The sequence below is a fragment of the Mesorhizobium sp. CNPSo 4661 genome (genome assembly GCF_057784215.1).
Genome location: NZ_JBWGIO010000020.1, coordinates 97,869 through 122,906 on the forward strand (window position 1 = coordinate 97,869; position 25,038 = coordinate 122,906).

The following is a 25,038-nucleotide window of genomic DNA, read 5'->3' on the forward strand; positions in this document are numbered from 1 at the left end:
AATTTGCATTGCTGCCATGCGCCAACGGCACTTTTAAATCGATATGACCCCACCTATTTTCTATTCGTACACAAACGGAATGATCCGAACCAAAGACGAAACGAGAACTACCATGAACCTGATCCGCAACTACCGCAACTGGCGCCGCTACCGGGACACCGTCTCCGAGCTGAGCCGCCTGTCGAACCGTGAACTGACCGACCTGGGCATCAGCCGCAGCGACATCCACTACGTCGCCCGCAAGGCGGTCTAATCCGCTTCGGACCGCAAATGGTCCGAGCCAGTTTTGAAGAGAGTTAACACAATGAACCTGATCCGCAGCTATCGTAACTGGCGCGTTTACCGCGACACCGTTACCGAGCTGGGTCGGCTTTCGAACCGCCAGCTCCACGATCTCGGCATCGTTCGCGACGAGATCAAGATGGTCGCCCGCAAGGCGATCTAAGCAAGGAATTTCGCCAGGGTCGACCTCCTCCCCGACCCTGACGGATACGGCCAACCCTCACCTCCTCCCGAGGGTTGACCACCGAAACGGCGCCCGCCGGATCTCCTCCCCCGGCGGGCGTTGTTCCAGAAGCGAACGAAGTTCGTCTTCGAAGGTTTCGCCCCTTCTCAAAGGCGAAAGGAATTTTCGCCCTCAAAGGCGACAAGGAATTTCGTCAAAGCCGACCTCCTCCCCGGCAATGACGAATAAGGTCGATCTTCACCTCCTCCCGAGGATCGACCTCCAAAACGACACCCGCCGGACCTCCTCCCCCGGCGGGTGTTGTTGTTTTCAGAGCATGATCCCGAAAAGTGGGAACCGGTTTTCGGAAAAAGATCATGCTTCAGGGATATCGAGGGCAGGCGGCGCCGTTGCCGGCCGGCAATTGCAATCGTGCCGCCAAGCGACTATTCCGGCGCTCATGAGCAAAAATCCCGTACACGTCATCGGCGGCGGCCTCGCCGGCTCCGAGGCCGCATGGCAGATCGCCGAGGCCGGCGTTCCCGTCGTTTTGCATGAGATGCGCCCCGTGCGCGGCACCGACGCCCACAAGACCGACGGTCTGGCCGAGCTCGTCTGCTCCAATTCCTTCCGCTCCGACGACGCCCAAAACAACGCGGTCGGCCTGCTGCATGCCGAAATGCGGCTCGCCGGCTCGCTGATCATGAGCGCCGGCGACGCGCATCAGGTTCCGGCCGGCGGCGCGCTGGCCGTCGACCGCGACGGCTTTTCCGATGCGGTCACCGCGAGGATCGAGGCGCATCCGCTGATCACCATCCAACGCGAGGAAGTGCCGGGACTGCCGCCCGAGGATTGGGACCAGGCGATCATCGCCACCGGCCCGCTGACGGCGCCCTCGCTTGCCCAGTCGATCGCCGACGCCACCGGCGCCGATGCGCTTGCCTTCTTCGACGCCATCGCGCCGATCGTGCATTTCGACACGATCGACATGAACACGGCCTGGTTCCAGTCGCGCTACGACAAGGTCGGCCCCGGCGGCACTGGCAAGGACTACATCAACTGCCCGATGGACAAGGACCAATATCTCGCCTTCGTGGCGGCGCTGCTGGAAGGCCAGAAGACCGAGTTCAAAGAGTGGGAAGGCACGCCTTATTTCGACGGCTGCCTGCCGATCGAGGTGATGGCCGAGCGCGGCGTCGAGACCTTGCGCTACGGGCCGATGAAGCCGATGGGCCTGACCAACGTCCATAATCCGACGGTCAAGGCCTATGCGGTGGTGCAGCTTCGCCAGGACAATGCGCTGGGCACGCTCTACAACATGGTTGGTTTCCAGACCAAGCTGAAGCATGCCGAACAGGTGCGCATCTTCCGCACCATTCCGGGGCTTGAGAACGCCGACTTCGCGCGGCTCGGCGGCCTGCACCGCAACACCTACATCAACTCCCCGACGCTGCTCGACCCCTCGCTGCAGCTGAAGTCGCGGCCGGGCCTGCGCTTTGCCGGCCAGATCACCGGCTGCGAAGGCTATGTCGAAAGCGCCGCGATCGGCCTGCTCGCCGGGCGCTTCGCCGCCGCCGAACGGCTTGGACAGGCGCCGTCGCTGCCGCCTTCGACCACCGCATTCGGCGCATTGCTGAACCACATCACCGGCGGTCATATCGTCTCCGACGACGAGCCCGGCAAGCGCTCCTTCCAGCCGATGAACGTCAATTTCGGCCTGTTCCCTCCGGCGGAAGCGCCGAAGGTCGAGGGCAAGCGCCTGCGCGGCAAGGACAAGACCGTCGCCAAAAGGCACGCCATCACCTCGCGCGCGCTGGCCGATTGCAGGGAGTGGCTGGGACTGCCGGCGCAGGCGGAGGCTGCGGAGTAGGCAGCTTTCGCATTAGACACCATGGTGCAAAGTAGGATATTATCCTACTTACTCTTCGATAGGAGCTGTGCCATGGAAGCCGCCGAGAAACTGTCCGTCACCGTCACGCCAGCCATGGCGCGAATGATTCGCGAAAAGGTCGAGGACGGGTCTTTTGGGTCGGCGAGCGAGGTTATCCGTGCAGCGCTACGCGCCTTCCAGCGCGAGGAGGAAGAGCATGCCGAGCGCATGGCATCGATCCGGGCGCGGGTGAAGGCTTCGATCGAGGACAAGCGGCCGAACCTTTCAGGAGAACAAGTGCGCGCTTATCTACAAGGGCTGTTTGCCGAGCATTCGAGCCCCGATGATGATTCGGCATCTTGAAGTCGAATATAGCCAAAGCGCGAGAGACGATCTCGCTAACATTTTCAGACACATAGCCGAGGCCAGCGGAAATCCGCGCATCGCACTGAAATTCGTCCTACGCATAGAGGACCGCTGCCAGAGCATCGGAAACGTCCCTCGCGGCGGGCGCTCTCGTGACGATATACTACCAGGGCTGCGAACCGTCCCTTTCGAGCATTCAGCCGTCATAGCCTATGTTGTCGAAAGCGATGTTGTTCGCATACTCAACATCTTCTATGGCGGCCGTGACTCTGAAGCACTGATGCGCGACGGTGGGTTGAGCGCTCCATCCTGAAGGGGTCTTACTCCGCAGGCTTGGCGCTCGCTTCCGGCAACCGCGGCTTGCCCGCCTCCCCCGGATTCCTCCGCACATAAGCCCCCTTCAGCGTCTCCGACGTGTCGCGCGAGCCGTCATGGCTCCAGCCCGGCGGCTTGATGAGATAGTTGAGGCGTTGGCCGAACGTCAGCCCTGGCGCAAACGCATCCTTGAACATGCCGATCCATTCGTGGAACGCCACCTTCAGCGGGTTGAAGGTGCCGATGTTCTTGACGATGCCGTAGCGCGGCCGGTCCTCCTCCAGCTCCGCAACGAAGGTGCCGAACATGCGGTCCCAGATGATCAGCGTGCCGGCGTAGTTGGCGTCGAGATAGCGCGGATTGGTGGCGTGGTGGACGCGGTGGTGCGAGGGCGTGTTGAAGATGAATTCGAACCAGCCCCACATCTTGCCTATCGTCTCGGTGTGGATCCAGAACTGCCAGACGAGGTTGAAGCCGAAGACGAAGGCGATCACCGCCGGATGGAAGCCGGCGAGCACCAGCGGCGCCTGCAGGATGAAGGTGAAGGTGAAAAGCCCGGTCCAGCTCTGCCTCAGCGCCGTCGAGAGATTGTAGTGCTGGCTGGAATGATGGTTGACGTGCTCGGCCCACACCCAGCGCACCCGGTGCGCGATGCGGTGATAGACGTAGTAGCGCAAATCATCGAGCAGGAAGGCGGCGACGAACACCCAGATCGACAGGCCGAGATTGAAGAAGCGGAACTGCCACAGCCACAGCAGCGCCCAGTAGGACACGACGCCGAGCAGCAGGCCGGCAACGACATTGCCGGTCCCCATCATCAGGCTGGCCAACGTGTCGCGCGTCTCGAACGATCCCCTGGCGCGGCCGGTGCGCACCAGCCAGAGCTCGATCAGGATCGCGGCGACGAAGAACGGGATCGCAAGCTGGGTCACCTGTGGGAAATTGTACTCGTCCATCACGCCGCCTTTCGGATCCCATCATGGCCCTGCAATGCCGCCGCCACCGCGAGCGCGCCGGCTTCGTCGGCAAAGACGAAATTGCCGCCTTTCCAGGTGAAATCATTGAGCCGCAGCGAGACCGCGTTCCTTTCCCTTGCCAGGGCCAGAATGTCGTGCGGCGTGACGATGCGCGTCAGAAAACAGTCGCCAATGCTCTGGACGATGCCGCAGCGCTGCGGGCCGAGATCGAGAAACGCAGCATGGGCGTCGGCTGTCAGCCGCACAGCGCCTGGCCTTTCATCGGGAAAATCCTCGGCAAAGCGTGCGAGCGCGTGGTCGGCGCCGGCAAGCGTCGCGGTCGTCGTGCCACCGGTGAAGTGCACGGCGGCGACGGACAAGGCGATGCCGAACACGACAAGGACGACCAGGACTGGCAGGCTCATGGGACGGCGACTCCTCCAGCGGCCCGCATTTCTTTGACGCGAGTCCGCCCAAATGGAATCCCTAGCATGATTGACGTTTACGTCAAAGGGGCGTCCAGCCCCGCATCGCATGACGCAAGAGCAGCCAGTGGCGGCGCAAGGTGGAGAGCGTCGCCGTTGTACTGAGCGGCGACCTCCCCGCCTTGTCCATCTTGTCGAGATAGGCACGGGTCAGCGCCAGCGGCAGGAAGGCCGGCCGCAGCGCAACGGGAAGCGCCGGCGCGCCTTTCTCGAAGGCGTTGAGATGGTCGCGCGCCAGCGCGATCATCGCAGCGACCGCGCGCTCCGCGGCGGCCCCGCCCTCTCCCTTGACGAACCCTTCCGGCGTCGTGCCGGCTGCCGAAAGGATGTCCGCGGGCACGAAACATTGTCTACGCCGACGGTGCAGCGGCAGCAGAAGCAGCAGGCCGGTGATCGCCTGCGCGCAACCGGCTCGGCCCGCCAGTTCGGCAAAGCCTGGCGCCGCGACCGGGTCGAGCACCATCGCCGCAAGCTGGATCAGCGCCGCGGCCGTTTCGCCGCAATAGCCCTCGAGGTCGGTCCGCGACGGCATCGGATCGTCATAGAGATCGAAGATGCGCGCCTCGAGCATGTTGTCGAAGGCGGATCTCGGCAGATGATTGCCGACGATCGCGGCCTTCAGGGCGTCGGCGATCGGATGGCCGGTCTCCTCCGTGCCGTTGGCATCGATGACGTCGCGCCACCATTGCAGCCTGACCTCGCCCGGCAGCGGCTCATGGATGCGGTCGCGCACGCCGGCGATCTCGGCGTTGAAGGCGTAGAGGGCAAGCAGCGCGTCGCGCTTGTCGACCGGCGCATAGAGCGCCGACAGATAACGGTCATGGTCGGCGGCCCGGGCCGCACCCATGACGATGTCGCCATTCTTGACGATGTCGGGAGTGCCGGCCATTCAGTCGACGGCGATCAGCGCTGCGGCCACGGCGCGGTCTTCGGCGAGCAGCACGTTATAGGTCCGCACCGCTGCTCCGGTCGACATCGGGTCGGCCGAGATACCGGCCTCCTTGAGCGCGGCGCGCAGTGCCGCCGGCAGCGGCCGCAATTCCTTGCCCATGCCGACCAGCAGGATCTCCACCCTGCCGGCCTCGGCGAACAGCCTGTCGAAGTCCGAGGCCTTCAGCGCCAGCGGATCGGCCGGCTCCCAGCCGTGGATGCCTGACGGCAGGACGAGCAGCGATCCGCGATGCGACATGTCGGCAAAACGGAAGCCGCCATTGCCATAGGCCTCGATCGGCGCCTTGCCGGGGAAATGCGCCTCGCGGATGATGATGCCTTTGGCCATGGGTCTAGAGCATGATGCCGAAAAGTGTGAAGCGGTTTTCGGACGACATCATGCTCTTTACCATCCGGCCCTGGCGACGTCAGGTCGCCACGGCCTTGCCGTTGACCGGCTTCTTCTCGTCTTCGGTGGCGGCCTGCGGCCGCAACCGGAACAGGATCAGCAGCGGCGCGGCGATGAAGATCGACGAATAGGTGCCGAACACCACGCCGAACAGCATCGCCATCGTGAAGGACCGGATCACCTCGCCGCCGAACAGCACCAGCGCCAGCAGCGCCAGGATGGTGGTGACCGAGGTCAGCGTGGTTCGAGACAGCGTCTCGTTGATGGCGTTGTTCAGGAGCTGCGGCAGCGGCATCTTCTTGTATTTTCGCAGATCCTCGCGGACGCGGTCATAGACCACGATCGTGTCGTTCAGCGAATAGCCGATGATGGTCAGGATCGCCGCCAGCGACGACTGGTTGAACTCCAGCCCTGTCAGGACGAAGAAGCCGATCGTCATCACCACATCGTGCACCGTGGCGACGATGGCGCCGACCGCGAACTGCCACTCGAAGCGGAACCAGACATAGAGCAGGATGCCGACCAGCGCGATCAGCATGGCGATCGTGCCCTGCTTGGCGAGTTCGCCGGAGACCGTCGGTCCCACCACTTCGACACGGCGGAAGTCGTACTGGTCCTGCAACTCGCCCCGCACCTTGTCGATGACGGTCTGCTCGGCGTTCTCGCCGCCGTCCTGCGTGCCGACGCGGATCAGGACGTCGTTCGGCGCGCCAAACTGCTGCACCTGGATCTCGCCGATGTTGAGTTCGGACAGCCGGTTGCGGATGTCGCCGAGATTGGCGTCGCCCTGCTTGGACTGCACCTCGATCATCGAGCCGCCCTTGAAGTCGATGCCATAATTGATGTCGATGGTCAGGAACCCGACGACCGACAGGATCGACAACAGGCTGGACAAAGCGAACGTCCAGCGGCGGATGCCCATGAACGGGATTTTTGTGCCCGGTGGAATGAAGGTGACCGGCGCGCGTGGCAGTTCCTTCGGCCGGGCGCGGCGCAGCCACATCGACACCAGCATGCGGGTGAAGGTGAAAGCGGTGAAGACCGTCGTCAAAATGCCGATCGCATAGGTGATGGCAAAACCCTTGACCGGGCCGGTGCCCAGCCAGAACAGCACCACGGTGGCGATCAGCGAGGTGACGTTGGAATCGACGATCGTCGCCAGCGCCTTGGAGAAACCGGTATCGATCGACTGGATCACCGAGCGGCCGTTTCGTCGCTCCTCGCGGATGCGCTCGTAGATCAGAACGTTGGAGTCCACCGCCATGCCGATGGTGAGCACGATACCGGCGATGCCGGGTAAGGTCAGCGTTGCGCCCAAAAGCGACAGCACCGCCACGATCATCGCCACGTGGACAGCGAGCGCGATGTTGGCGAGGAAGCCGAGGAAGCCATAGGCGACGAACATGAAGGCGACGACGAGAATCGAGCCGATGATGCCCGCAACCTTGCCCGCATGGATCGAGTCCTGGCCAAGGCCCGGACCGACGGTACGTTCTTCGATCACCGTCAACTTCGCCGGCAACGCGCCGGCGCGCAGGAGAACCGCAAGATCGTTCGCGCTTTCGGCGGTGAAGTTGCCCGAAATCTGGCCAGAACCGCCGAGAATTGGTTCGCGAATTTGCGGCGCGGAAATGACCTGATTGTCAAGGATGATGGCGAAGCGCTTACCGACATTCGCAGCTGTCGCCTGGCCGAACCGGGTCGCTCCTCTCGAGTTGAAGGTGAATGAAACGACCGGTTCGTTGTTCCGGGAATCATAGGTTGCCGACGCCTTGGCAAGGTCCTCCCCTGAAACGAGAACGCGGTTTTCGATCAGATAGGGAACCGGCGGATCGTCCTGGGAATAGAGCACCGACGAACCGGCCGGCGGACGATTCTTCACCGCATCCTGCGCCGGCATCGACTCGTCGACCATCTGGAAGGTCAGCTTGGCGGTCTGGCCGATGATCTCCTTCAGCCTCTGCGGGTCCTGCAGGCCCGGCACCTGAACCAGGATGCGGTCGTCTCCCTGCCGCTGAACGATCGGCTCTGTGGTGCCCAATTCGTTGACGCGACGTTCCACGACTTCGATCGATTGCGCCAGAGCGGACGAGGTACGAAATTTTATGCCGGCGTCGGTAACAGTGAATTTAAGCAACCCAGCTTCGGAATCATCCAGCGCCATTTCCTGGACAGAGCCGCCAGAGAACAAGCCGGCAGCGACGGGAGCGGTCAGCGACTTCAACGCGGTCTTTGCTGCATCGATCTGGGTCGGATCCGTGATGCGAACCTGCACGGTTCGGCCCGTTCCACCAAGTGCCGTATACTGAATCTTGGCCTCGCGCAGCAGCGTCCGGATTTCGTCACGCGCCGTCTCCAATTGCGCCTTGATCAGGTCGTTCTGATCCATCTGGAGCAGGATGTGCGAACCGCCCTGAAGGTCGAGGCCGAGCGTCATCTGCCGCTTCGGCACCCAGCTGGGCAATTGCGCCAGCATGCTTGCCGGGAAAAGATTGGGCGCGGCGAGGATCACTGTGATGGCCACGGCGAGCCAGATCAGGATCATCTTCAGGCGCGAGAAATAGAGCATTCGTTCTTATCCGTTCAGGCGTACAAGCGGCAGCGTTCCGCCATGAGGGTTAGGTTACTTCTTGGCGTTCTGGTTCGCCACCGGTTCGCCCTTGACGCGCACGTCCGAGATCGTCGAGCGCAGCGCCGTCACCTTGGTTCCGCCGCCAAGGTCGATCTCCAGCTCATTGTCGTCGATCACCTTGGTCACCTTGCCGACGAAGCCGCCACCGGTCACCACCGTATCGCCGCGGCGCACCGCCGACAGCATTTCCTGGCGCTTCTTCAGCTGTGCGCGCTGCGGCCGGATGATCAGAAAATACATGATCACGAAAATCAGGACAAACGGCAAAATCGAGATGAGCATGTCTGGCGAGGCGCCGACGCCCTGGGCGTATGCCGGTGTAACGAACATCAAGAAACTCCTGGGTGGTGAAATACCGCCGCGGCCGCCCCGCGAAAATTTGGCCGGAATATAGTCGCTAAACTTGCCAATGCAACTGCGCTGCGAGCCCAATCCGTTGCTTTTCCAGCCGTTTGCGACGTGCTAGAGCGTCGCAGCGGAAGCCGCTTCGAGGCCACCGAAAAGATCATGCTCCACAAAAGCTTGGGCCTGGTTCCAGCAGCGACGCCACGGAAGCTGCTCCCACATCCCGACACACCACAACACAAAGACCTGACATGACCGACAGCCTGGACGCCTTGAACAAGAAGCTCGACCGCCTGATCGAGGCGGTTTCCCGCCTCGCTCCGCCGCCCGTGCCGGAGACCGACCTCGGCGTGGCGGACTGCTTCGTCTGGCAGGCGGACCCCGGCTTTCTGGAACCGGTGCGCAAGGTCAACCGCGTCGACATCGGCCTGATCCGCGGCGTCGACCGCGTGCGCGACATCCTGCTCGACAACACCGAGCGTTTCGCGTCCGGCTACGCGGCGAACAACGTGCTCTTGTGGGGCGCGCGCGGCATGGGCAAATCCTCCTTGGTCAAGGCCGTGCATGCCACCGTCAACGCCTCCGACAAGCTCGACCGGCCGCTGAAGTTGATCGAGATCCATCGCGAGGACATCGACACGCTCCCCAAGTTGATGGGCCTCCTGAAGGCGGCTCCCTATCGCTTCATCCTGTTTTGCGACGACCTTTCGTTCGACCATGACGACACGTCGTACAAGTCGCTGAAGGCGGCGCTCGAAGGCGGCGTCGAGGGTCGGCCCACCAACGTCATCTTCTATGCCACGTCCAACCGGCGGCATCTGCTGCCGCGCGACATGATCGACAATGAGCGTTCGACCGCCATCAACCCTTCGGAAGCGGTTGAGGAAAAGGTTTCTCTTTCCGACCGTTTCGGCCTGTGGCTCGGCTTCCACAAATGCTCGCAGGACGAGTATCTCGACATGATCGACGGCTATGTCCGCCATCACGGCCTGGCGATCGACCCCGAGCAGCTGCGCGCCGAGGCGCTGGAATGGGCAACCACGCGCGGCAGCCGCTCCGGCCGCGTCGCCTGGCAGTTCACCCAGGACCTCGCCGGCCGCCTCGGCAAGCCGCTGAAGGACTAAGCGCGGACGTCACCTGGACGGCCGCGCCCCCGCAGGTCACGCGGCGTCTGGCCGATCTCGCGGCGCATCCAATGCGCCAGATGCGACTGGTGCGCGAAGCCGGTCAACGCAGCAACCTCGCTCGTGCCGAGATCGCCTCGCTGCAGCAGAACGCGCGCGCGTTCCACGCGACGCCGCAACACATAGCGATGCAAGGTGACGCCCATCGCCGCCTTGAACCATGTCCGCAAATGCGAGCTGCTCGCGCCGGCAACCCTACTTAGGCGATCGATCGAAAGCGGTTCATGGAGCGCGGCCTCGATATGCTCCAGGACGCGCTTGAGCTGGGCGTCCGACAACCGATTCACTCTCGAACCAACTATGTCTGGCCCATCGAGGCCAAGCAGCCTCACGGCAAGCGCGGCGCCAATGCTGTCGGCAAACAAAGGGCTGCTCGGCGTGCCTGCGTCGAGATCGCTCTGCAGCGCCCGGGCCAGATGTTCGATGCGCTGGTCACGCAGCAGATGGCGCGTCTCGAACCGCGACACTCGCGCCCTGCCGCCGAGTTCCGCCGCGACCCTTTCCATCAAGGCCGGCTGCAAGACGATCTCAACCGTGTCGAACGGGGTTTCCGCCTCGAAGCCGCCCTCCTCGCCGGCTGGCACAAGATCGATATCGCCGGCGCGCCTGACGAAATATCGCCCGACCTGATTGCAGTAGGAGCGCGTCGCGGCACTTGCATGCACCATGATCCGATGGTGCAGCGCCCGGGGCAGCCGATGGATGCCGGCTTCGACATGTCGGGAAACCATTGCTACGTCGGACGCGGATCGGGCCGGAGCGGATTGCGGGCGCATGCTCTCTCGATTCATGGCAAAACCTGTTCAAGATTTGGCGGTTCCCGCGCGATTTTCAATGCCGCGAACCTGTACTCACCCCTCTCCCATCAAGCTTGGAAGAGAGGTTGCCATGAGTTTGTATGTCGTTGTCGGCGCAGGCCCGGTCGGACGCGAGACCGCTCGCCTTCTTGGCGAAGAGGGACATGACGTCATTCTGACGAGCCGGAGCGTCGGCTCGAATGCGTTGCGGAACGTGCGGACCGTACAGGCCGACGCCACGGATGCCTCGGAATTGTCGCGTGTCTGCCGAGGCGCCGATGCCATCTTCATGTGCGCCATGGCCACATATCATCGCTGGCCAACCGACTTTTTCCCCATAATCGACGGCACCGTGCGCGCCGCGGAGACGGTCGGCGCCAAGCTCATCGTGCTCGGAAACCTGTATGGCTATGGGAAAAATACCAATGGCCCGCTTCGCTCCGACATGCCGCTGGACCCGACTTCGAGGAAGGGAACCGCAAGGACGATCATGTGGCAACGGGCGGCCCGTGCCGGTGTGCCGGCGATCGAAATACGCTCCAGCGACTATCTCGGGCATGGCGCGATCAGCTACTTCTCGCTGGTCGCGCTGCCCTCCATCATCGAGGGCAAGCCAACCGCCTTCATTGGAGACCTCGACGCGACCCACGCCTGGAGCTTCACCAGGGACGTCGCCAGGACACTTGCCGCGGCCTCCTTCTACACAGGCGAATGGGGACGGGCGTTCCATGTCCCCTCCCAACCCGCCTCGCCCCGGGAGCTCATCCGCAAGACCACGGCGATGCTCGGAAAAGAGGTTCCGGAGATGCGTTCCTATTCCGTCCCCGAGATGGAAGCGCTGGGCATGCATGAGCTCATCGAGATGAGCTACCTCTTCGAAAGCCCCTTGCTGGTCGATTCATCCGACTCCGAGGCACTTCTGGGTGTGAAGGCCAGCAGCCTCGAGGAGATGATCGCCGACACGCTCCGCGATCACCTTTGAGCCTTGCGGGCGGGCATTTCATACAACTGAAAAAGCCCGCTCCTTGCGAAGCGGGCTGAAGACGGCGGGCCGGACTGGAGGTCAGGCGGCCCGCAAAGGTTCTTGTTCTATTCGAGGTAGCCGGTCGGATCGACCGGGGCCGAGTTCTTGCGCACTTCGAAGTGCAGCTTGGGCGAGTCGGTGGTGCCGCTCATGCCGGACAGCGCGATCTCCTGGCCGCGCTTGACCTTCTGGCCGCGCTGCACCTCGATCGAGCTTGCATGGCCATAGACGGTGACCAGGCCGTTCTCGTGCCGCACCAGGACGGTGTTGCCGAATTCCTTGAGGCCGTCGCCGGCATAGATGACGACGCCGTTCTCGGCCGCCTTGATCGGCGTTCCTTCCGGCACCGCGATGTCGACGCCGTCCTTGCCGGAACCGAAGCCGGAGATGACACGGCCGCGCACCGGCCAGCGCATCTTGCCGATGCCGGTTGCGTCGGGCGCCTCCGCATTGTCGTCCTCGGCCTGCTGGATGACCTTGGCGTCCTTCTTCGGCGGCGTATAGGAGGCGAGCGTCTCGGTGGTCTTGGCCGCCGGCGGCGTCGTTGCCGTCGTCACTGGGTCGACGGCCGGCTTGGCCGCCGCCGCGGGCTTGGCGGACGCGACCTGAACGGTGCCGCCGGCCGGAACCTTGAGTGTCTGGCCGATCTTGAGCAGGCCGTCCTTCATGCCGTTGGCCTGCTTCAGCGCCGTTGTGCCGACGCCGGTCTTCCTGGCGATCGACGACAGCGTGTCGCCCTGCTGCACCGTGTAGGTGCCGCCGGCGCCGGCTGGCTTGGCCTCGGCCATCTGCTGCGCGGGCTTCGGGTTCTTGGAACCCGCGGCCGCGGCCGATGCATCGACCTGGGCGGCTGCCTTGCCGTCCTTGACCTTGGGCTGCTGCGGCAGCACGGCGACCTTCTCCGGAGCGGGCTGCTTCGGCGTGTTCGTCGGCTTGCCTTCCGCGACCTTCGCCTCCGCCTTGCTGGAATAGGCATAGGCGGGGATAACGATCTTCTGGCCGCTGCGGATGCCCTTCTTCGGATCGATCCCGTTGACCTTGGCGATGGCATCGGCCGGCACATGATAATGCGCAGCCAGGCCAGAAAGCGTCTCGCCGTCGCGCACCACGATCTCGGTCGCGTGCGGCGCGGCGCTCGCATTGCGCACGGCGTCGGGCTCGGCGGTCTTGAACGGCTTGGCCGCGGCAACCGTGCCGGTGGCCGTCCTGTCGAGATGCGGCGCTGGCGCAAGCGCCGGAGCGGGCGTAAGAGCAGGAGCCGAAGCGGTACGCATCGGCTTTGCCGGAGCCGGCGCCGACGGAGGCGGCAATTGCTGGGCGGTGACCGGCTCGAGGCTCGAGCGGCTCACCGACTGGGTATGGGCGCCGTCGACCGGCGCCGGCGCGACCGTGTCGCCCGGATAGGGCTGGTCGACATTCTGCTTGTTGATGATGGCGCGCTGATTGTTGGTGGATGATGTGAAGACATCATCGACACCGTTGAAGCGCATCGACTGGGAACTGCACCCGGCCGCCGCGCCGGCAATCATCAGGACAGCGCAACCGCGCGCCAGATTACGTCTGTTTGCCTTCAAGTGATTGAATTGCATCGCACTAACCCGCACAGACCCGGTACAAACTGGCCCTGATTAAAGCGCGTTAATGTTACTGGGCGGTTAACCCGTTAGAATCCGACGAAAATTTTCTTAAAACATTGGCGGAAATTTTGGCGAGGCCGAAATCCGGGTGACAGCAACGCGGATATCCCGGCTTTCCGGCGCATCGCTACGATGAGCTGAAGGCTCCTGAACCTCGTCATTCCAGAGCGGAGCAAGGAGCGTAGCGACGTCGCTTCGCTCCTGCTACGCCCGTGGATGACGACCGCGATAGGCGTCTCGGCCAATCGCCAGGGCATCGGATCTGCCAACGCACACGAACCAACCGGTTAGAACTTTTGTGTTGAGGAACTAGATCACCGCGGCAACACTGCGCAGGATCGGCTGCAGCCTGACCATGCCGATGTCCTCGCGCTCGAAGCGGCTGCCGACCTTGGTGAGCTTGGCCAGCACCTGCTCGCCCTCCTCCGGACCGATCGGCGCGATCACGACGCCGCCACTCGACAACTGGTCGAGCAGGAAGCGCGGCAGGCTGTCGAAGGCCGCCCAGGCGACGATGCGGTCGAACGGCCCCTCATTGGGCAGGCCGTTGGAACCGTCGGCCTGGCGGGCGATGACGTTGCTGATGGCCAGCGCCTCGAAGCGCTGCTTGGCCTGTTCGGTCAGCGTCTTGTAGCGGTCGATGGTGATGACGCGCGCCGCGAGCCTCGACATCACAGCTGCCGTGTAGCCCGAGCCGGTGCCGATCTCGAGCACGCGGTTGCCCGGCTCGATGTGGAGCGCGGCGATCACCGCCGCCTGCAGATCGGCGCCCTCGATCGCCTCGCCGCATTCGATCGGCAGCATGCCGTCCGACCAGGCGATCGCATGGAACTGGGCCGACAGGAAACCACGCCGCGGCGTCGCCTCGAAGGCGGCAACCAGCGCCTTCGGCGCCGTGCCCCTGCCCCGCAGCCTGAGCAGGAAAGCGGCGAAACCTTCGCGGTCGTCGATGCCCGTATTCATGCCAAAACCGTATTCATGCCAAAACCGTGTTCATGCCAATGCCTTGTTCATGACAGCGCCTTGGTGAGCTGGTCGCGGAGTTCATGGGCGGTAAGGTCGAGCTGCAGCGGCGTCACCGACACCAGCCGGTTGCGCATCGCATAAAGGTCCGTGCCCTTCTTGCCCTCGACCGGCTCGCGGCCGAAGCGCAGCCAGTAATAAGGCAGGCCGCGCCCATCGCGCCGCTCGTCGACCCACAGGCTATGCACCAGCTTGCCCTGCGAGGTGACGACTGTGCCCTCCACTTCGTCGGGGGCGCAGTTCGGGAAATTGACATTGAGCAGCACGCCTTCCGGCAGCGGCGTTTCCACCAGCCGCTTGAGCAGCGCCGGCGCCAGCGCTTCGGTCGTCTCGTACGGAACGACGCGGTCCTCGCCGACATAGGAATAGGCCTGGCTGACCGCGATTGAGCGCACGCCGAGCAACGCGCCTTCCATGGCGCCCGCCACGGTGCCGGAATAGGTGACGTCGTCGGCGATGTTGGCGCCGGAATTGACGCCGGACAGGATCAGGTCCGGCGGTCCGGGCAGGATCTTTTTCGTGCCCATGATGACGCAGTCGGTCGGGGTGCCGCGCACGGCGAAATGCTTCTCGCCGATCTTGCGCAGCCTTAGCGGCTCCGAGATCGACAGCGAATGCGCATAGCCGGACTGGTCCTGCTCCGGCGCCACCACCCAGACATCGTCCGATAGCGTGCGCGCGATGCGTTCGAGCGACGCCAGCCCTTCGGCGTGGATGCCGTCGTCGTTGGTCAGGAGAATGCGCATCAAGTCACTTCGCTTCGATCTTGGCCAGACCACCCATGTAAGGCCGCAGCACTTCAGGAATGGTTACGCTGCCATCCTCATTTTGGTAGTTTTCGATGACGGCAATCAGAGCGCGGCCGACAGCGGTGCCCGAACCATTCAACGTATGGACGAAGCGGTTGCCCTTGCCGTCCTTGTCCTTGTAGCGGGCATCCATGCGCCGGGCCTGGAAATCGCCGCAAACCGAGCAGGACGAGATTTCGCGATAGGCGTTCTGCCCTGGCAGCCAGACCTCGATGTCATAGGTCTTGCGCGCGCCAAAACCCATGTCGCCGGTGCAGAGCGTCACGGTGCGGAACGGCAGGCCGAGCCGCTTCAGCACCTCCTCGGCGCATTGCGTCATGCGCTCATGCTCGGCGATCGAGCTTTCCTGGTCGGTGATCGAAACGAGTTCGACCTTGTAGAACTGGTGCTGGCGCAGCATGCCGCGCGTGTCACGGCCGGCCGAACCCGCTTCCGAGCGGAAGCATGGCGTCAAGGCGGTGTAGCGCAACGGCAGCTTTTCATGCGCGGTGATCTCTTCGCGCACGAGGTTTGTCAGCGGCACCTCAGCCGTCGGGATCAGGCCGAGGCGACCGTCGCCATGCGGCGTGAAGAACAGGTCCTCCTCGAATTTCGGCAGCTGGTTGGTGCCGAAAAGCACCTCGTCGCGCACCATCAGCGGCGGGATGATCTCTTCATAACCGTGCTCGGTGGTGTGCAGATCGAGCATGAACTGGCCAAGCGCGCGTTCCATGCGCGCCAGCTGGCTCTTCAGCACGGTGAAGCGGGCGCCGGACAGTTTCGCCGCGCGCTCGAAATCCATCATGCCGAGCGCTTCGCCGATCTCGAAATGCTCCTTCACCCAGTTCGGGCGCGTCGGCACCTCGCCGACGATGCGCTTGACGACATTGTCGTGCTCGTCCTTGCCGACCGGCACATCCTCAAGCGGCACGTTGGGCAGCACCGCAAGCGCGTCGTTCAGCGCCTTGTCGAGCTGACGCTCGCGCGCCTCGCCGTCCTGGATGAACGCCTTGATGTCGCTGACTTCGCCCTTGAGCTTTTCGGCAAGCGCTGAATCGCCCGAAAGCATGGCGTTGCCGATCTCTTTCGAGGCGGCGTTGCGGCGTTCCTGCTTGACCTGCAGCTCGCTGAGATGCGAACGCCGCGCTTCGTCCTTCGCGACCAGATCGTCGACCGTGGACTGCGCCTCGCCCGCCGACCACGAGCGCTTCACCAGCGCCTCGACAAGGGCCTTTGGGTTTTCACGAATCCATTTGATATCAAGCATGGTCGATCCTCAAAGTCATGCACGTCGCCCGGAAGTGTGCCGCGGTTCTGGGATAACAACATGCATCAAAGCTAAAACTTAAAGCGCGTCGCTTGAATTCGTTTCAGCGCGATGCGCTTTAAGGATCGAGGGCGTAAACCGCATCCGCTATCGATGCAAGACGGTGGCTATGCCGAGCGCCTCGATTTTCCCTGCTTGAACTGCCTTGCCTACGCCGACGGCGCGTCCGGCGTGTCGCTCGCGACCGAGCTCTCCGCCTCTGCCTGCTCGCGCGCCAGCCGGTCGCGCGCCTGGCTGCGCTCGATCATGCGCGACGACCAGATGGCGACCTCGTAGAGGATGATGGTCGGGACCGCGAGGCCGATCTGGCTCATCGGATCTGGCGGGGTCAGCACTGCGGCAACGACAAAGGAAAGGACGATCGCCCATTTGCGCTTCTCGGCCAGCGCCTGCGACGACAATATGCCGACGCGCGTCAACAGGCTGGTCACCACTGGCAGCTGGAACACCAGGCCGAAGGAGAAGATCAGCGTCATGATCAGGCTGAGATATTCCGAAACCTTCGGCAGCAGCGAAATCTGCACCTGATCGTTGGTGCCGGTCTGCTGCATGGCCAGGAAGAACCACATCACCATCGGGGTGAAGAAGAAATAGACCAGCGAGGCACCCATCAGGAACAGGATGGGCGACGCGATCAGGAAGGGCAGGAAGGCGCTGCGCTCGTTCTTGTAGAGGCCCGGCGCGATGAACTTGTAGATCTGCGTGGCGATCAGCGGGAAGGCGATCACCATGCCGCCGAACATGGCGAGCTTCACCTGGGTGAAGAAGAACTCCTGCGGCGCGGTATAGATCAGCTCGACCTTGTGCGGATCGAGCCCTGCCCATTGCGTCGCCCATTTGAAGGGGACGACCAGAAGGTTGAACAGGCGCTTGGCGAAGAAGAAGCAGACGAGAAACGCGACGAAGAAGCCGCCCAGCGACCAGATCAGGCGACGGCGTAGCTCGATGAGATGCTCGATCAGCGGCGCCGACGATTTCTCGATTTCTTCCCGCTCCTTGTCCGATACGCTCACTTGGCGGCTCCCGCCGTCTTCTTGGTGTCAGATATCTTCTTTGCGGCCGGCTTCTTCGCCACCGCAGGCTTCGCCTTGGGCGCGGCTTTTCCGGCAGTCGCTGCGGCTTTGGCCGCAGCCGGCGGGGATTTGGCCGGCGCTTTTGCGGTCGGTGCCTTAGTTGCCGCAACCGGCTTGGCAGCGGCGCCAGCCATCTTGGCCTTAGCGGTCGCAGCCTTTTTCGCGGGCTTGGCCGCCAGAGGGGCCGCCGAAACCGATGCCGTGACGGAGGCGTCGGTCATGGCGGGGAAGGTCGGGGAGGTCGAAGCAGCCTCGGCTCCGCCGGCTCCCGGCATGTCCGTCGCGCCGTTCTTGAGCGGCTCGGCGGCCTGCGGCGTCTCCGCTGCCGGCGCCGCCGGATCGGCGGCCGGCTTGGGCTTCATCATCGTATCGACGCCGGACCGCACATCGGCCGCGGCCTGCTCGAAGGGATTGAGCTGCTTGCGCACCTCGTTCATCGGATTGAGACCGCGCAAGCTATCGATCGAACTCTTCACGTCGTCGAGCTCGGCTTCCTTCAGCGCTTCGTTGAACTGCTTCTGGAAGTCGCCGGCCATGGCACGCAATTTCGCCGCGGTGCGGCCGAAGGTGCGCAACATGTTGGGCAAATCCTTGGGCCCGACGACCACGATCATGACGACCGCGATCACCAGCAGTTCGCTCCAACCGACTTCGAACATGGCAATCTATTCCGACGGGTGCCTGCCGCCCAAAAATGCGAAGCGGTCTTGGGACAACAGCATGCTCAAACCAACAAACGGGATCAGCTCTTGCTGACCTTTTCCTTGCCCGGCGAAACAGTCTCGTCAGCGCGGTGCTCGACGGTACGCTTGTCGTCCGCAACGTCGTCGTCAGCCATGCCCTTCTTGAAGCTCTTGATGCCCTTGGCCATGTCGCCCATCAGTTCCGGGATCTTGCCGCGGCCGAACACCAGAAGCACGATGACCAGCACGATCATCCAGTGCCAAATCGAAAATGAACCCATAGCCAATCTCTCTCGAATGTTTTCCCTGGCGATGATCTATGCGTTTTCGCTCGGGGATTCAAACACAACCGCAATGAAGTTGATAAAATGGCTAGCGGATGTCACGCACTTTCGGCGTGAGCGCCTTGCTACGAATCCGCGCAGGCCTTGCTAATAAACCATCCGCGCCGGCTTCGCGCTCACTCTTCCGTGACGCGCGGCGTCAGCAACCCGAGTTCCTCGAGATCGATATCGGTCAGCTCATCCTCGTCCTCGGTCAGCGCATCCGGGTCGGCCGGCGGCACCGGCATCGAGAAGTTGGCCGGCATGCGCGTCGAGAGCAATCCGGCGCCCTTCAGTTCTTCCATGCCAGGCAGATCGCGGATCTCCTCCAGCGCGAAATGATCCAGGAAAGCGTCGGTGGTGCCATAGGTCACCGGCCGTCCAGGCGTGCGGCGACGACCGCGCATCCTGACCCATTCCGTTTCGAGCAGCGTGTCGAGCGTGCCCTTGGACGTTTCCACGCCCCTGATGTCCTCGATCTCGGCGCGCGTCACCGGCTGGTGATAGGCGATGATCGCCAGCACTTCGAGCGCCGCGCGGGAGAGCTTTCTCTGCTGGACGGAGTCCCGGCTCATCAGGAAAGCCAGGTCGCCAGCGGTGCGGAAGGCCCAGGCATCGCCGACCCGCACCAGGTTGACGCCGCGCTTGGCATAGATTTCCTGCAAATCCGCCATTGCAGCGGCAATGTTCACGCCTTCGGGCAGGCGCGCTGCAAGCTGCTTTTCGCTGACCGGCTCGGCGCTGGCGAAAATGATCGCCTCGGCCATGCGCACGGCTTCCGACAATTGCAGCCGCTCGGCGGGGTTTTCGATGGAACCCTGCTCGGCCATCTCGTCTTCCGGTTCGTCCTCGACCTTGAACGGAATGACCGAAGCGTTGGCGCGTTCGCTCATGATACCACCTCGACTGCCCTTACCCCTTGCGCGCGGCCGCGCAGATAGATCGGCGCGAACACCTGATCCTGCCGCACTTCCAGTTTGCCCTCGCGCACCATTTCGAGCGTCGCCGCGAAGGAACTGGCCATCGCCGTGCGCCGCTCTTCCGGCGCCGCAAGATATTCGATCAGAAAACTGTCGAGCGCCGTCCAATCGCCGACCGCGCCGATCAGCCGCGCCAGCACCTCGCGCGCGTCCTTCAGCGACCAGACGGCACGCCGGGCGATCGTCACATTGTTGATCGCCTGCTTCTGGCGCTGTTGCGCATAGGCGGTGAGCAGATCGTAGAGCGAGGCCGAAAAGCTGTTGCGCTTCTCGACAATGACCATTTCCGGCATGCCGCGCGCAAAGACGTCACGGCCAAGGCGGTTGCGGTTGACCAGCCGCGCCGAGGCGTCGCGCATGGCTTCCAGCCGCTTCAGCCGGAATTGCAGCACCGCCGCCAGTTCCTCGCCGCTCTCGCCCTCTTCGCCCGGCTGTTTCGGGATCAAGAGCTTCGACTTCAGGAAGGCGAGCCACGCCGCCATTACCAGATAGTCGGCGGCAAGCTCGAGCCTCAGCGCCCGCACCTTCTCGATGAAGGCCAGATATTGCTCGGCAAGCGCCAGGATAGAAATGCGCGCCAGATCGACCTTCTGGTTGCGGGCAAGATGCAAGAGAAGATCGAGCGGACCTTCGAAACCCGCCACGTCGACGACCAGCGACGGGTCGCCGGTCAGGCGTGAATCGTCGTTTTCGGCCCATAGACGGTCCATCGGTGCGGCCTTCGCGGCCTTGCCTTCCAATGTCTCCGCCACTTGCCTTTTGTCCCTTCGGTTCAGGCCACCGCTTCGAAATAGGTGGCGAATTCCGCGCGTATCGCCGTTTCGTCGGCGACGTCGCGATCCTTTATATAGGTCAGCGCCCGCTCCGCGCGCTGCAAGGACTTGCCCGACAGCGCCGTCGTGCGTGAGGCGATCCCCGACATCTCCTCGAAAACGCCGTTGCAGTGAAGGACGAGATCGCAGCCGGCCGCAAGGATCGAGGCCGCCTTTGTCGGGAAATCCCCAGAAAGTGCCTTCATCGAGGTGTCGTCGCTCATCAGCAGCCCGTCGAAGCCGATCTCGCCGCGGATCACCTGATTGACGATCTTGGCGGACGTCGTCGCCGGATTGTCGGGGTCGACGGCGCTGTAGACGACATGCGCCGTCATCGCCATCGGCAGCTCTCTGAGCGCCTTGAACGGGGCAAAATCATGCCGGCGGAGCTCCTCCAGCGGCGTATCGACGGTCGGCAGCGCGAAATGGGTATCGGCAAAAGCCCGGCCGTGGCCGGGAATATGCTTCATCACCGGCAGCACGCCGCCGGACATCAGCCCCTCGGCCGAAGCCCGGCCAAGCTCGATCACCGCATTGGGCTCCTTGCCATAGGCGCGCGCGCCGATGACGTCGCTGGCGCCTTCGACCGGCACATCGAGCACCGGCAGGCAGTCGGCCGTTATACCCAGGCGGGAGAGATCGAAGGCATGCAACCGCGCCATCAGCCAGGCGGCGCGGCGGCCGGCTTCCTTGTCCTCGCGCCACAGCGCGCCGAGCGCGCCGCCGGCGGGATAGTTCGGCGCCAGCGGCGGACGCAGGCGCTGCACCCGGCCGCCTTCCTGGTCGATGAAGACCGGAGCGTCCGGGCGGCCGACGCCGTCGCGCATCGCGGCGACAAGGTCGCGGATCTGCCCGGCTTCGCCGATGTTGCGCGCAAACAGGATGAAGCCCCAAGGACGTTCATCGCGATAGAAGCGGATTTCGTCTTCGGTGAGGGATTTCCCGGCGCAGCCGAGGATCATGGATTTTGATTCGCTCATAGACGGAAGCTTAAGGCTTTGAGCGAGCAAAGGGAATCACCCCTGCCCTTGGACACGCCAAAGGCCACAACCGTCCACAACGAAAAGCCGGCGCGGCCTTGCGGCGGCGCCGGCTTGAAAGGCTGGACAGGTCAGCGCGATACGAAGCAGTTGCCGCCGGCCGCCTTGTAGCTGGTGCAAAGGTTGATCGCATCGTTGCGTGACTGGGCCGGGACGCGGACGCGGTAGAAGGTGCCCTTGCCAGCGACCTCGGCCTTGACGATGTTGGCGGTGCGGCCGGAGAGCACGCTGCCATAGCGGCGCTGCAGGTCCTGATAGGTCGACTGCGCGCTTTCGACCGTCGGCTGCGAGGCGATCTGCATCGACCACGAGCCGCCGCCCGCTGCCGCCGCCGGATCGATCGAAGCGACCTGGTCCGGCTTGACCTCGCCGACGATATCGACCGGCTGGTCGGACGGCCGCGCCGGCGCCACCGGCACCACCGCCGGCGTGTTGGTCGACTGCGCCTTGGCTTCAGCCTTCTTCCCGGGCTTCGCCGGCTTGACGGCAGGCGCATCGGCCTGGTCCGTATCGGAAGCTACGGTTCCCGTCTGCTGGCCGTCGGAGGCCGGCGCGACATGCTGCGGCGCAGGATCGCTCGGCTCGGCCGCCGCGACCTTCGGCGCGGCCGGAGCCGGGTCCTCGCGCGGCACCAGCGAGCCGTCAGGCTTCACAATCATGGTCTTCACCTTGCGCGGTGCGACCGCGACGACGTCGTTGCTGGCGCCGTTGTCGGCATCCTGCTGCAGCACCTGGGCGATGCGGTCTTCCGACTTCGGCGCCGGTGCTGCCGGCTGGGCGCTCGCCGGCGCAGCAGGTTGCGCGCTTTTGGGCGCAGCCGCTTGCGCGACGCCGGGCAAGGCTGTGTCCGAATTGTCGGGGGCGCCAGTTCCGGCCGCAGCGTCGTTGTCGTTGGGCGAGAGATCGACGACCCGGCTCGGCGGCGGTTCCTTCGACGCCAGGTCCACGGGCTGCTCGGTGGTGTTCACCAGCTTCTGCTGCACCGACTCGGCGGGCTTCGTCGCGCCGCCGCCCTTGGCCACCGCGTCATAAACCTTGTTGTCCTGGTTCGGCACCACCGCGCCGCCCGGGTTTTCGGGCTTCACCTTGATCGGCGAATTGTCGGCCTTGACGATCACCGGAGCCTCGCCACCACCCTTGCCGCCGAAGGAGAAGGCCAGCGCGCCAAGGCCACCGAGAACCACCACGGCGCCGACCAGCGCCGCGATCATCACGCCGCGCCGGCGCGGCTGCGCCGCCTCGCGCTCGGCAAGCCCGGGGATCGCCATCGCTTCCTCGAGCTCGGGATCGTAGTCGAGCTCGTCGGCGGCGAAATCCTCCGCCTGCGAAACCGGCCGGCTGCCCGGCAGGTCGTCGGCGTCGTAATCGTTCGCCACGGCAAACGAAGCCGGGGCCACCGGAGCCGCCGGAGCCTCGGCGCGCAAATCGCGACGGTCGTAGCCATTGAAGCCGGCGCTGTAGGATTCGTCGTCATAGCCCCGGTTCTGCGTCGGCGCCGACGCGATCTCCGTCGCGTTCATGTCAGTGAGCAGGCTGGCGAATTCCGCATCGAGATCGTCGTAAGCGGGGGCCGCCGGCTGGTCTTCCTCGAAGCTGAGCTCCGGAATGTCGAGGTCGTCCGCGAGCGCCACCACGCGCTCCGGCACGTCGACCGTCTCGACATCCGGCACGTCGTCATGCTGGCCGGGCCGCGGCGGAGACGCCGGCGACTGCGCCGGCTTGGCATAGGCGGCATAATCCGTTGCCGGTTCGCTGCGATAGGTCGGCTCGGCCATCTGCACTGGCGCCGAAGGCGCCGCCATCTGTACCGGCGCCGAGGGCGCGGCCATCTGCGCCGGAGCCGAGGGCGCCGGCTGCGCGGCAAACGAAGCCTGCGCCGGCGGAGCGGAGGTCGGGGTAGAACGGCTCCACGACCTGGCTGATTCCGCAGGCGTCGAATGCAGCCAATCGGAGGAATTTACCGGAGACCTCGCCGTGGCAGCTGCCGCCCGCTCAGCCTCGATACTCCGAGCGAAAGCGGCACCGAAATCGTCATCGAAATCAACATCGGCTTCGGCCTTGGCCGAGCTTGAGAAATCCTGGCGATCGAGCTCGCCGGCAAGCAGGTCGTCCATGTCGCTCTCTGCCGGCTGAGCGCCCTGCCCGTTCTGCGCCGGCTGGTGCTCGTCGATATCCCAGTCGAGATCGTCGGCTGCCGCCTTCCCGCCAGCATAGCTCGCGGATTCCGCAACCAGGCGCGGCGCGGGAGCAGGCTCCTTGACCACCGGCATCGGCCGCGCGGTCATGGCGCCGAGCAGCGCATTGAGCTCGTCTTCCAGGCTGCGCTCGCTGGCTGCCGGCTTGGCCGGCTCGACGGCGGCGACAGGCGGAACCGGAGCGGCGACGGGAGCCGGCTCAACCGCGACCGGCTGCGACCGGGCAGCGGGCTCGGCGACCGGAGCTTGCGGCTCCTCATTCAGCGCATCGCGGAAACTCAGTTCGAAATCGTCATCGAGGGTCAGCGCGGCTGCGGGTTCGGGCGCCGGGAGCTCCGGTTCAGCGGCAAAATGGGCCGTCTCGATCGGCGCCTCTATCATCGGCGCCGTCTCGTCGTCGAACTCCGGCTCTTGAACATCCTGAGCCTGACCGAGATTGACATCGGCATCGCTCATCGCCTGGTCGAAATGACCGGCAAAATCATCCTCGGAAATCAGCGGCGCAGCCGCTTGAGTTTCGACCGGCTCGACAGCCTGGGCGTGCTGCTCCGGCTCGTGGCTCTCAAACGACAACTCGTCTTCGAGCGACATCTGGACCGCATTGTCGAAATCGGCGTCGAACGCCTCTTCGCTCGCGGCCTGCACGGCTTCGACGGCGTCCTGACGGGCGTCGGCCGGCTCGCGATAGTCGAGATTCGCGGGTTCGTGATGGTCGAGCTGGAAATCCTGATCCAGCGAAGCAGCCATTTCCTGATCGATCGGAAGCTCGTCCTCGAGCGGCGAGACATCCAGCGAACTGGCGACGGCCTTGTCGAAATCATCGTCGAAAGCGACTTCCGGCTCGGGAGCTTCTTGTGGCTCGGGCGCGAAATGCGGCTCGGATGCGAAATGCGCCTCCGGCGCAACTTCCGGCTCCGGCGCGAAATCCGGCTCCGGCGCGAACTCCGGCTCCGGCGCATGGGCCACGGCGAAATCGGCATGATCCGCCGCGTCGTCGAACACGAAATCCTGCTCGAAGGAAGCGGTTAGCTCATCGTCATTGGCGGCGCTGGCAGCCTCGAAGGCCGGCTGATTGCTGATCTGGTGTATGGCAGCCTGCTGAGCGACCGGAGCGCTTTCCTCGGCGGAATCGAACTCGCCCATCAACTCCTTCTCGAGGTCGATGTCGAAATCGCCCTCCTCCACGGCCTGATGGGCCGGCATGGCTTTCTCGGCCGCGGGGGCCGGCTGCCTCGCCGGCTGGCGGGGATCGAAACCCATGATCCGGGTCAGCTCCGCGAACGGATCATCGTCGGCGATATCGTTGTGGTCGGCTACTTTCAGCGGGGTTCTGTCTGCCATTATTGTTCCCGAACTCGCACACAGTCGGACGCCATGGACGTCGCGCAGGGTTGGCCCT

General features: G+C 64.1%; 25 protein-coding genes. 7 read left to right on the forward strand and 18 right to left on the reverse strand.

The window, feature by feature from the left end:
• The first annotated feature begins 112 nt into the window (after window positions 1-112).
• From AC0YKC_RS27265 to AC0YKC_RS27285, 5 genes are all read left to right on the forward strand, one after another.
• Window positions 113-253, forward strand: coding sequence for a DUF1127 domain-containing protein (locus tag AC0YKC_RS27265; protein WP_006335194.1), 141 nt, complete (start codon window positions 113-115; stop codon window positions 251-253).
• Between the two features lie 51 nt (window positions 254-304).
• On the forward strand, window positions 305-445 hold the full coding sequence (locus AC0YKC_RS27270; RefSeq protein WP_084508100.1) for a DUF1127 domain-containing protein: 141 nt from the start codon (window positions 305-307) through the stop codon (window positions 443-445).
• Between the two features lie 460 nt (window positions 446-905).
• On the forward strand, window positions 906-2,315 hold the full coding sequence (gene trmFO, locus AC0YKC_RS27275) for a methylenetetrahydrofolate--tRNA-(uracil(54)-C(5))-methyltransferase (FADH(2)-oxidizing) TrmFO (protein WP_488513328.1): 1,410 nt from the start codon (window positions 906-908) through the stop codon (window positions 2,313-2,315).
• A gap of 72 nt (window positions 2,316-2,387) precedes the next feature.
• Window positions 2,388-2,678, forward strand: a complete 291-nt coding sequence (locus AC0YKC_RS27280; protein WP_488513329.1) for a type II toxin-antitoxin system ParD family antitoxin — start codon at window positions 2,388-2,390, stop codon at window positions 2,676-2,678.
• On the forward strand, window positions 2,662-2,994 hold the full coding sequence (locus AC0YKC_RS27285) for a type II toxin-antitoxin system RelE/ParE family toxin (RefSeq protein WP_488513345.1): 333 nt from the start codon (window positions 2,662-2,664) through the stop codon (window positions 2,992-2,994). The genes AC0YKC_RS27280 and AC0YKC_RS27285 overlap by 17 nt, the downstream gene beginning before the upstream one ends.
• Window positions 2,995-3,001: 7 nt before the next feature.
• Here the strand turns inward: AC0YKC_RS27285 and AC0YKC_RS27290 are convergent, their stop codons facing one another.
• The 6 genes from AC0YKC_RS27290 to yajC form a co-directional block, all read right to left on the reverse strand.
• Complete coding sequence (locus tag AC0YKC_RS27290) at window positions 3,002-3,952, reverse strand: sterol desaturase family protein (RefSeq protein ID WP_488513330.1); 951 nt, start codon at window positions 3,950-3,952, stop codon at window positions 3,002-3,004.
• Window positions 3,952-4,377, reverse strand: a complete 426-nt coding sequence (locus AC0YKC_RS27295) for a hypothetical protein (RefSeq protein WP_434723083.1) — start codon at window positions 4,375-4,377, stop codon at window positions 3,952-3,954. Before AC0YKC_RS27295 ends, AC0YKC_RS27290 begins: the two co-directional genes overlap by 1 nt.
• Window positions 4,378-4,459: 82 nt before the next feature.
• Entirely contained in the window at window positions 4,460-5,326 is an 867-nt protein-coding gene (locus AC0YKC_RS27300) for a phytoene/squalene synthase family protein (protein WP_488513331.1), read from the reverse strand.
• Entirely contained in the window at window positions 5,327-5,716 is a 390-nt protein-coding gene (locus AC0YKC_RS27305; protein ID WP_140646714.1) for an Mth938-like domain-containing protein, read from the reverse strand.
• A gap of 79 nt (window positions 5,717-5,795) precedes the next feature.
• Window positions 5,796-8,345: a protein translocase subunit SecDF gene (secDF, locus tag AC0YKC_RS27310; RefSeq protein ID WP_320295454.1), complete on the reverse strand. Its 2,550-nt coding sequence runs from the start codon at window positions 8,343-8,345 to the stop codon at window positions 5,796-5,798.
• A gap of 54 nt (window positions 8,346-8,399) precedes the next feature.
• The gene (gene yajC, locus AC0YKC_RS27315; RefSeq protein WP_095765024.1) at window positions 8,400-8,738 is read right to left on the reverse strand and encodes a preprotein translocase subunit YajC; all 339 of its coding nucleotides are present in this window, start codon (window positions 8,736-8,738) and stop codon (window positions 8,400-8,402) included.
• 266 nt (window positions 8,739-9,004) lie between these two features.
• Here yajC and AC0YKC_RS27320 point away from each other — a divergent pair, with 266 nt between their 5' ends.
• Window positions 9,005-9,877, forward strand: a complete 873-nt coding sequence (locus AC0YKC_RS27320; protein WP_320295453.1) for an ATP-binding protein — start codon at window positions 9,005-9,007, stop codon at window positions 9,875-9,877.
• Here AC0YKC_RS27320 and AC0YKC_RS27325 read toward each other — a convergent pair.
• On the reverse strand, window positions 9,874-10,713 hold the full coding sequence (locus tag AC0YKC_RS27325) for a helix-turn-helix domain-containing protein (protein ID WP_488513332.1): 840 nt from the start codon (window positions 10,711-10,713) through the stop codon (window positions 9,874-9,876). The genes AC0YKC_RS27320 and AC0YKC_RS27325 overlap by 4 nt on opposite strands.
• A 112-nt stretch (window positions 10,714-10,825) precedes the next feature.
• Here AC0YKC_RS27325 and AC0YKC_RS27330 point away from each other — a divergent pair, with 112 nt between their 5' ends.
• The gene (locus tag AC0YKC_RS27330) at window positions 10,826-11,716 is read left to right on the forward strand and encodes an NAD-dependent epimerase/dehydratase family protein (RefSeq protein WP_320295566.1); all 891 of its coding nucleotides are present in this window, start codon (window positions 10,826-10,828) and stop codon (window positions 11,714-11,716) included.
• 107 nt (window positions 11,717-11,823) lie between these two features.
• Here the strand turns inward: AC0YKC_RS27330 and AC0YKC_RS27335 are convergent, their stop codons facing one another.
• From AC0YKC_RS27335 to AC0YKC_RS27385, 11 genes are all read right to left on the reverse strand, one after another.
• Window positions 11,824-13,347, reverse strand: a complete 1,524-nt coding sequence (locus AC0YKC_RS27335) for a peptidoglycan DD-metalloendopeptidase family protein (RefSeq protein ID WP_488513333.1) — start codon at window positions 13,345-13,347, stop codon at window positions 11,824-11,826.
• 357 nt (window positions 13,348-13,704) lie between these two features.
• Window positions 13,705-14,358 (reverse strand): protein-L-isoaspartate(D-aspartate) O-methyltransferase, encoded by a 654-nt coding sequence (locus AC0YKC_RS27340; RefSeq protein WP_320295450.1) that lies wholly within the window; start codon window positions 14,356-14,358, stop codon window positions 13,705-13,707.
• 47 nt (window positions 14,359-14,405) lie between these two features.
• On the reverse strand, window positions 14,406-15,164 hold the full coding sequence (gene surE / locus AC0YKC_RS27345; RefSeq protein ID WP_434723086.1) for a 5'/3'-nucleotidase SurE: 759 nt from the start codon (window positions 15,162-15,164) through the stop codon (window positions 14,406-14,408).
• Window positions 15,165-15,168: 4 nt separating this feature from the next.
• A complete protein-coding gene (gene serS / locus AC0YKC_RS27350) occupies window positions 15,169-16,473 on the reverse strand; it encodes a serine--tRNA ligase (RefSeq protein WP_488513334.1) in 1,305 nt (434 codons plus the stop codon).
• Between the two features lie 209 nt (window positions 16,474-16,682).
• Window positions 16,683-17,546 carry a twin-arginine translocase subunit TatC gene (gene tatC / locus AC0YKC_RS27355; protein WP_320295447.1) on the reverse strand — a complete coding sequence of 288 codons (864 nt, stop codon included), beginning with the start codon at window positions 17,544-17,546 and terminating at the stop codon, window positions 16,683-16,685.
• A complete protein-coding gene (gene tatB / locus AC0YKC_RS27360; protein ID WP_488513335.1) occupies window positions 17,543-18,265 on the reverse strand; it encodes a Sec-independent protein translocase protein TatB in 723 nt (240 codons plus the stop codon). Before tatB ends, tatC begins: the two co-directional genes overlap by 4 nt.
• A gap of 83 nt (window positions 18,266-18,348) precedes the next feature.
• Complete coding sequence (locus tag AC0YKC_RS27365; protein ID WP_320295445.1) at window positions 18,349-18,570, reverse strand: twin-arginine translocase TatA/TatE family subunit; 222 nt, start codon at window positions 18,568-18,570, stop codon at window positions 18,349-18,351.
• A 179-nt stretch (window positions 18,571-18,749) separates the two neighbouring features.
• Window positions 18,750-19,505 (reverse strand): SMC-Scp complex subunit ScpB, encoded by a 756-nt coding sequence (scpB, locus tag AC0YKC_RS27370; RefSeq protein ID WP_320295444.1) that lies wholly within the window; start codon window positions 19,503-19,505, stop codon window positions 18,750-18,752.
• Window positions 19,502-20,302 carry a segregation and condensation protein A gene (locus tag AC0YKC_RS27375; protein WP_434725732.1) on the reverse strand — a complete coding sequence of 267 codons (801 nt, stop codon included), beginning with the start codon at window positions 20,300-20,302 and terminating at the stop codon, window positions 19,502-19,504. Before AC0YKC_RS27375 ends, scpB begins: the two co-directional genes overlap by 4 nt.
• 62 nt (window positions 20,303-20,364) lie before the next feature.
• The gene (gene nagZ / locus AC0YKC_RS27380) at window positions 20,365-21,384 is read right to left on the reverse strand and encodes a beta-N-acetylhexosaminidase (RefSeq protein ID WP_488513336.1); all 1,020 of its coding nucleotides are present in this window, start codon (window positions 21,382-21,384) and stop codon (window positions 20,365-20,367) included.
• A gap of 131 nt (window positions 21,385-21,515) precedes the next feature.
• The gene (locus AC0YKC_RS27385; RefSeq protein WP_488513337.1) at window positions 21,516-24,980 is read right to left on the reverse strand and encodes an SPOR domain-containing protein; all 3,465 of its coding nucleotides are present in this window, start codon (window positions 24,978-24,980) and stop codon (window positions 21,516-21,518) included.
• Window positions 24,981-25,038 lie beyond the last annotated feature (58 nt).

Coding starts and splice junctions, on each gene's coding strand:
- AC0YKC_RS27265 (WP_006335194.1), top strand. CDS start 113: ATGAACCTGATCCGCAACTACCGCAACTGGCGCCGCTACCGGGACACC.
- AC0YKC_RS27270 (WP_084508100.1), top strand. CDS start 305: ATGAACCTGATCCGCAGCTATCGTAACTGGCGCGTTTACCGCGACACC.
- trmFO (WP_488513328.1), top strand. CDS start 906: ATGAGCAAAAATCCCGTACACGTCATCGGCGGCGGCCTCGCCGGCTCC.
- AC0YKC_RS27280 (WP_488513329.1), top strand. CDS start 2,388: ATGGAAGCCGCCGAGAAACTGTCCGTCACCGTCACGCCAGCCATGGCG.
- AC0YKC_RS27285 (WP_488513345.1), top strand. CDS start 2,662: ATGATTCGGCATCTTGAAGTCGAATATAGCCAAAGCGCGAGAGACGAT.
- AC0YKC_RS27290 (WP_488513330.1), bottom strand. CDS start 3,952: ATGGACGAGTACAATTTCCCACAGGTGACCCAGCTTGCGATCCCGTTC.
- AC0YKC_RS27295 (WP_434723083.1), bottom strand. CDS start 4,377: ATGAGCCTGCCAGTCCTGGTCGTCCTTGTCGTGTTCGGCATCGCCTTG.
- AC0YKC_RS27300 (WP_488513331.1), bottom strand. CDS start 5,326: ATGGCCGGCACTCCCGACATCGTCAAGAATGGCGACATCGTCATGGGT.
- AC0YKC_RS27305 (WP_140646714.1), bottom strand. CDS start 5,716: ATGGCCAAAGGCATCATCATCCGCGAGGCGCATTTCCCCGGCAAGGCG.
- secDF (WP_320295454.1), bottom strand. CDS start 8,345: ATGCTCTATTTCTCGCGCCTGAAGATGATCCTGATCTGGCTCGCCGTG.
- yajC (WP_095765024.1), bottom strand. CDS start 8,738: ATGTTCGTTACACCGGCATACGCCCAGGGCGTCGGCGCCTCGCCAGAC.
- AC0YKC_RS27320 (WP_320295453.1), top strand. CDS start 9,005: ATGACCGACAGCCTGGACGCCTTGAACAAGAAGCTCGACCGCCTGATC.
- AC0YKC_RS27325 (WP_488513332.1), bottom strand. CDS start 10,713: ATGCGCCCGCAATCCGCTCCGGCCCGATCCGCGTCCGACGTAGCAATG.
- AC0YKC_RS27330 (WP_320295566.1), top strand. CDS start 10,826: ATGAGTTTGTATGTCGTTGTCGGCGCAGGCCCGGTCGGACGCGAGACC.
- AC0YKC_RS27335 (WP_488513333.1), bottom strand. CDS start 13,347: ATGCAATTCAATCACTTGAAGGCAAACAGACGTAATCTGGCGCGCGGT.
- AC0YKC_RS27340 (WP_320295450.1), bottom strand. CDS start 14,358: ATGAATACGGGCATCGACGACCGCGAAGGTTTCGCCGCTTTCCTGCTC.
- surE (WP_434723086.1), bottom strand. CDS start 15,164: ATGCGCATTCTCCTGACCAACGACGACGGCATCCACGCCGAAGGGCTG.
- serS (WP_488513334.1), bottom strand. CDS start 16,473: ATGCTTGATATCAAATGGATTCGTGAAAACCCAAAGGCCCTTGTCGAG.
- tatB (WP_488513335.1), bottom strand. CDS start 18,265: ATGTTCGAAGTCGGTTGGAGCGAACTGCTGGTGATCGCGGTCGTCATG.
- AC0YKC_RS27365 (WP_320295445.1), bottom strand. CDS start 18,570: ATGGGTTCATTTTCGATTTGGCACTGGATGATCGTGCTGGTCATCGTG.
- scpB (WP_320295444.1), bottom strand. CDS start 19,505: ATGAGCGAACGCGCCAACGCTTCGGTCATTCCGTTCAAGGTCGAGGAC.
- AC0YKC_RS27375 (WP_434725732.1), bottom strand. CDS start 20,302: ATGGACCGTCTATGGGCCGAAAACGACGATTCACGCCTGACCGGCGAC.
- nagZ (WP_488513336.1), bottom strand. CDS start 21,384: ATGAGCGAATCAAAATCCATGATCCTCGGCTGCGCCGGGAAATCCCTC.
- AC0YKC_RS27385 (WP_488513337.1), bottom strand. CDS start 24,980: ATGGCAGACAGAACCCCGCTGAAAGTAGCCGACCACAACGATATCGCC.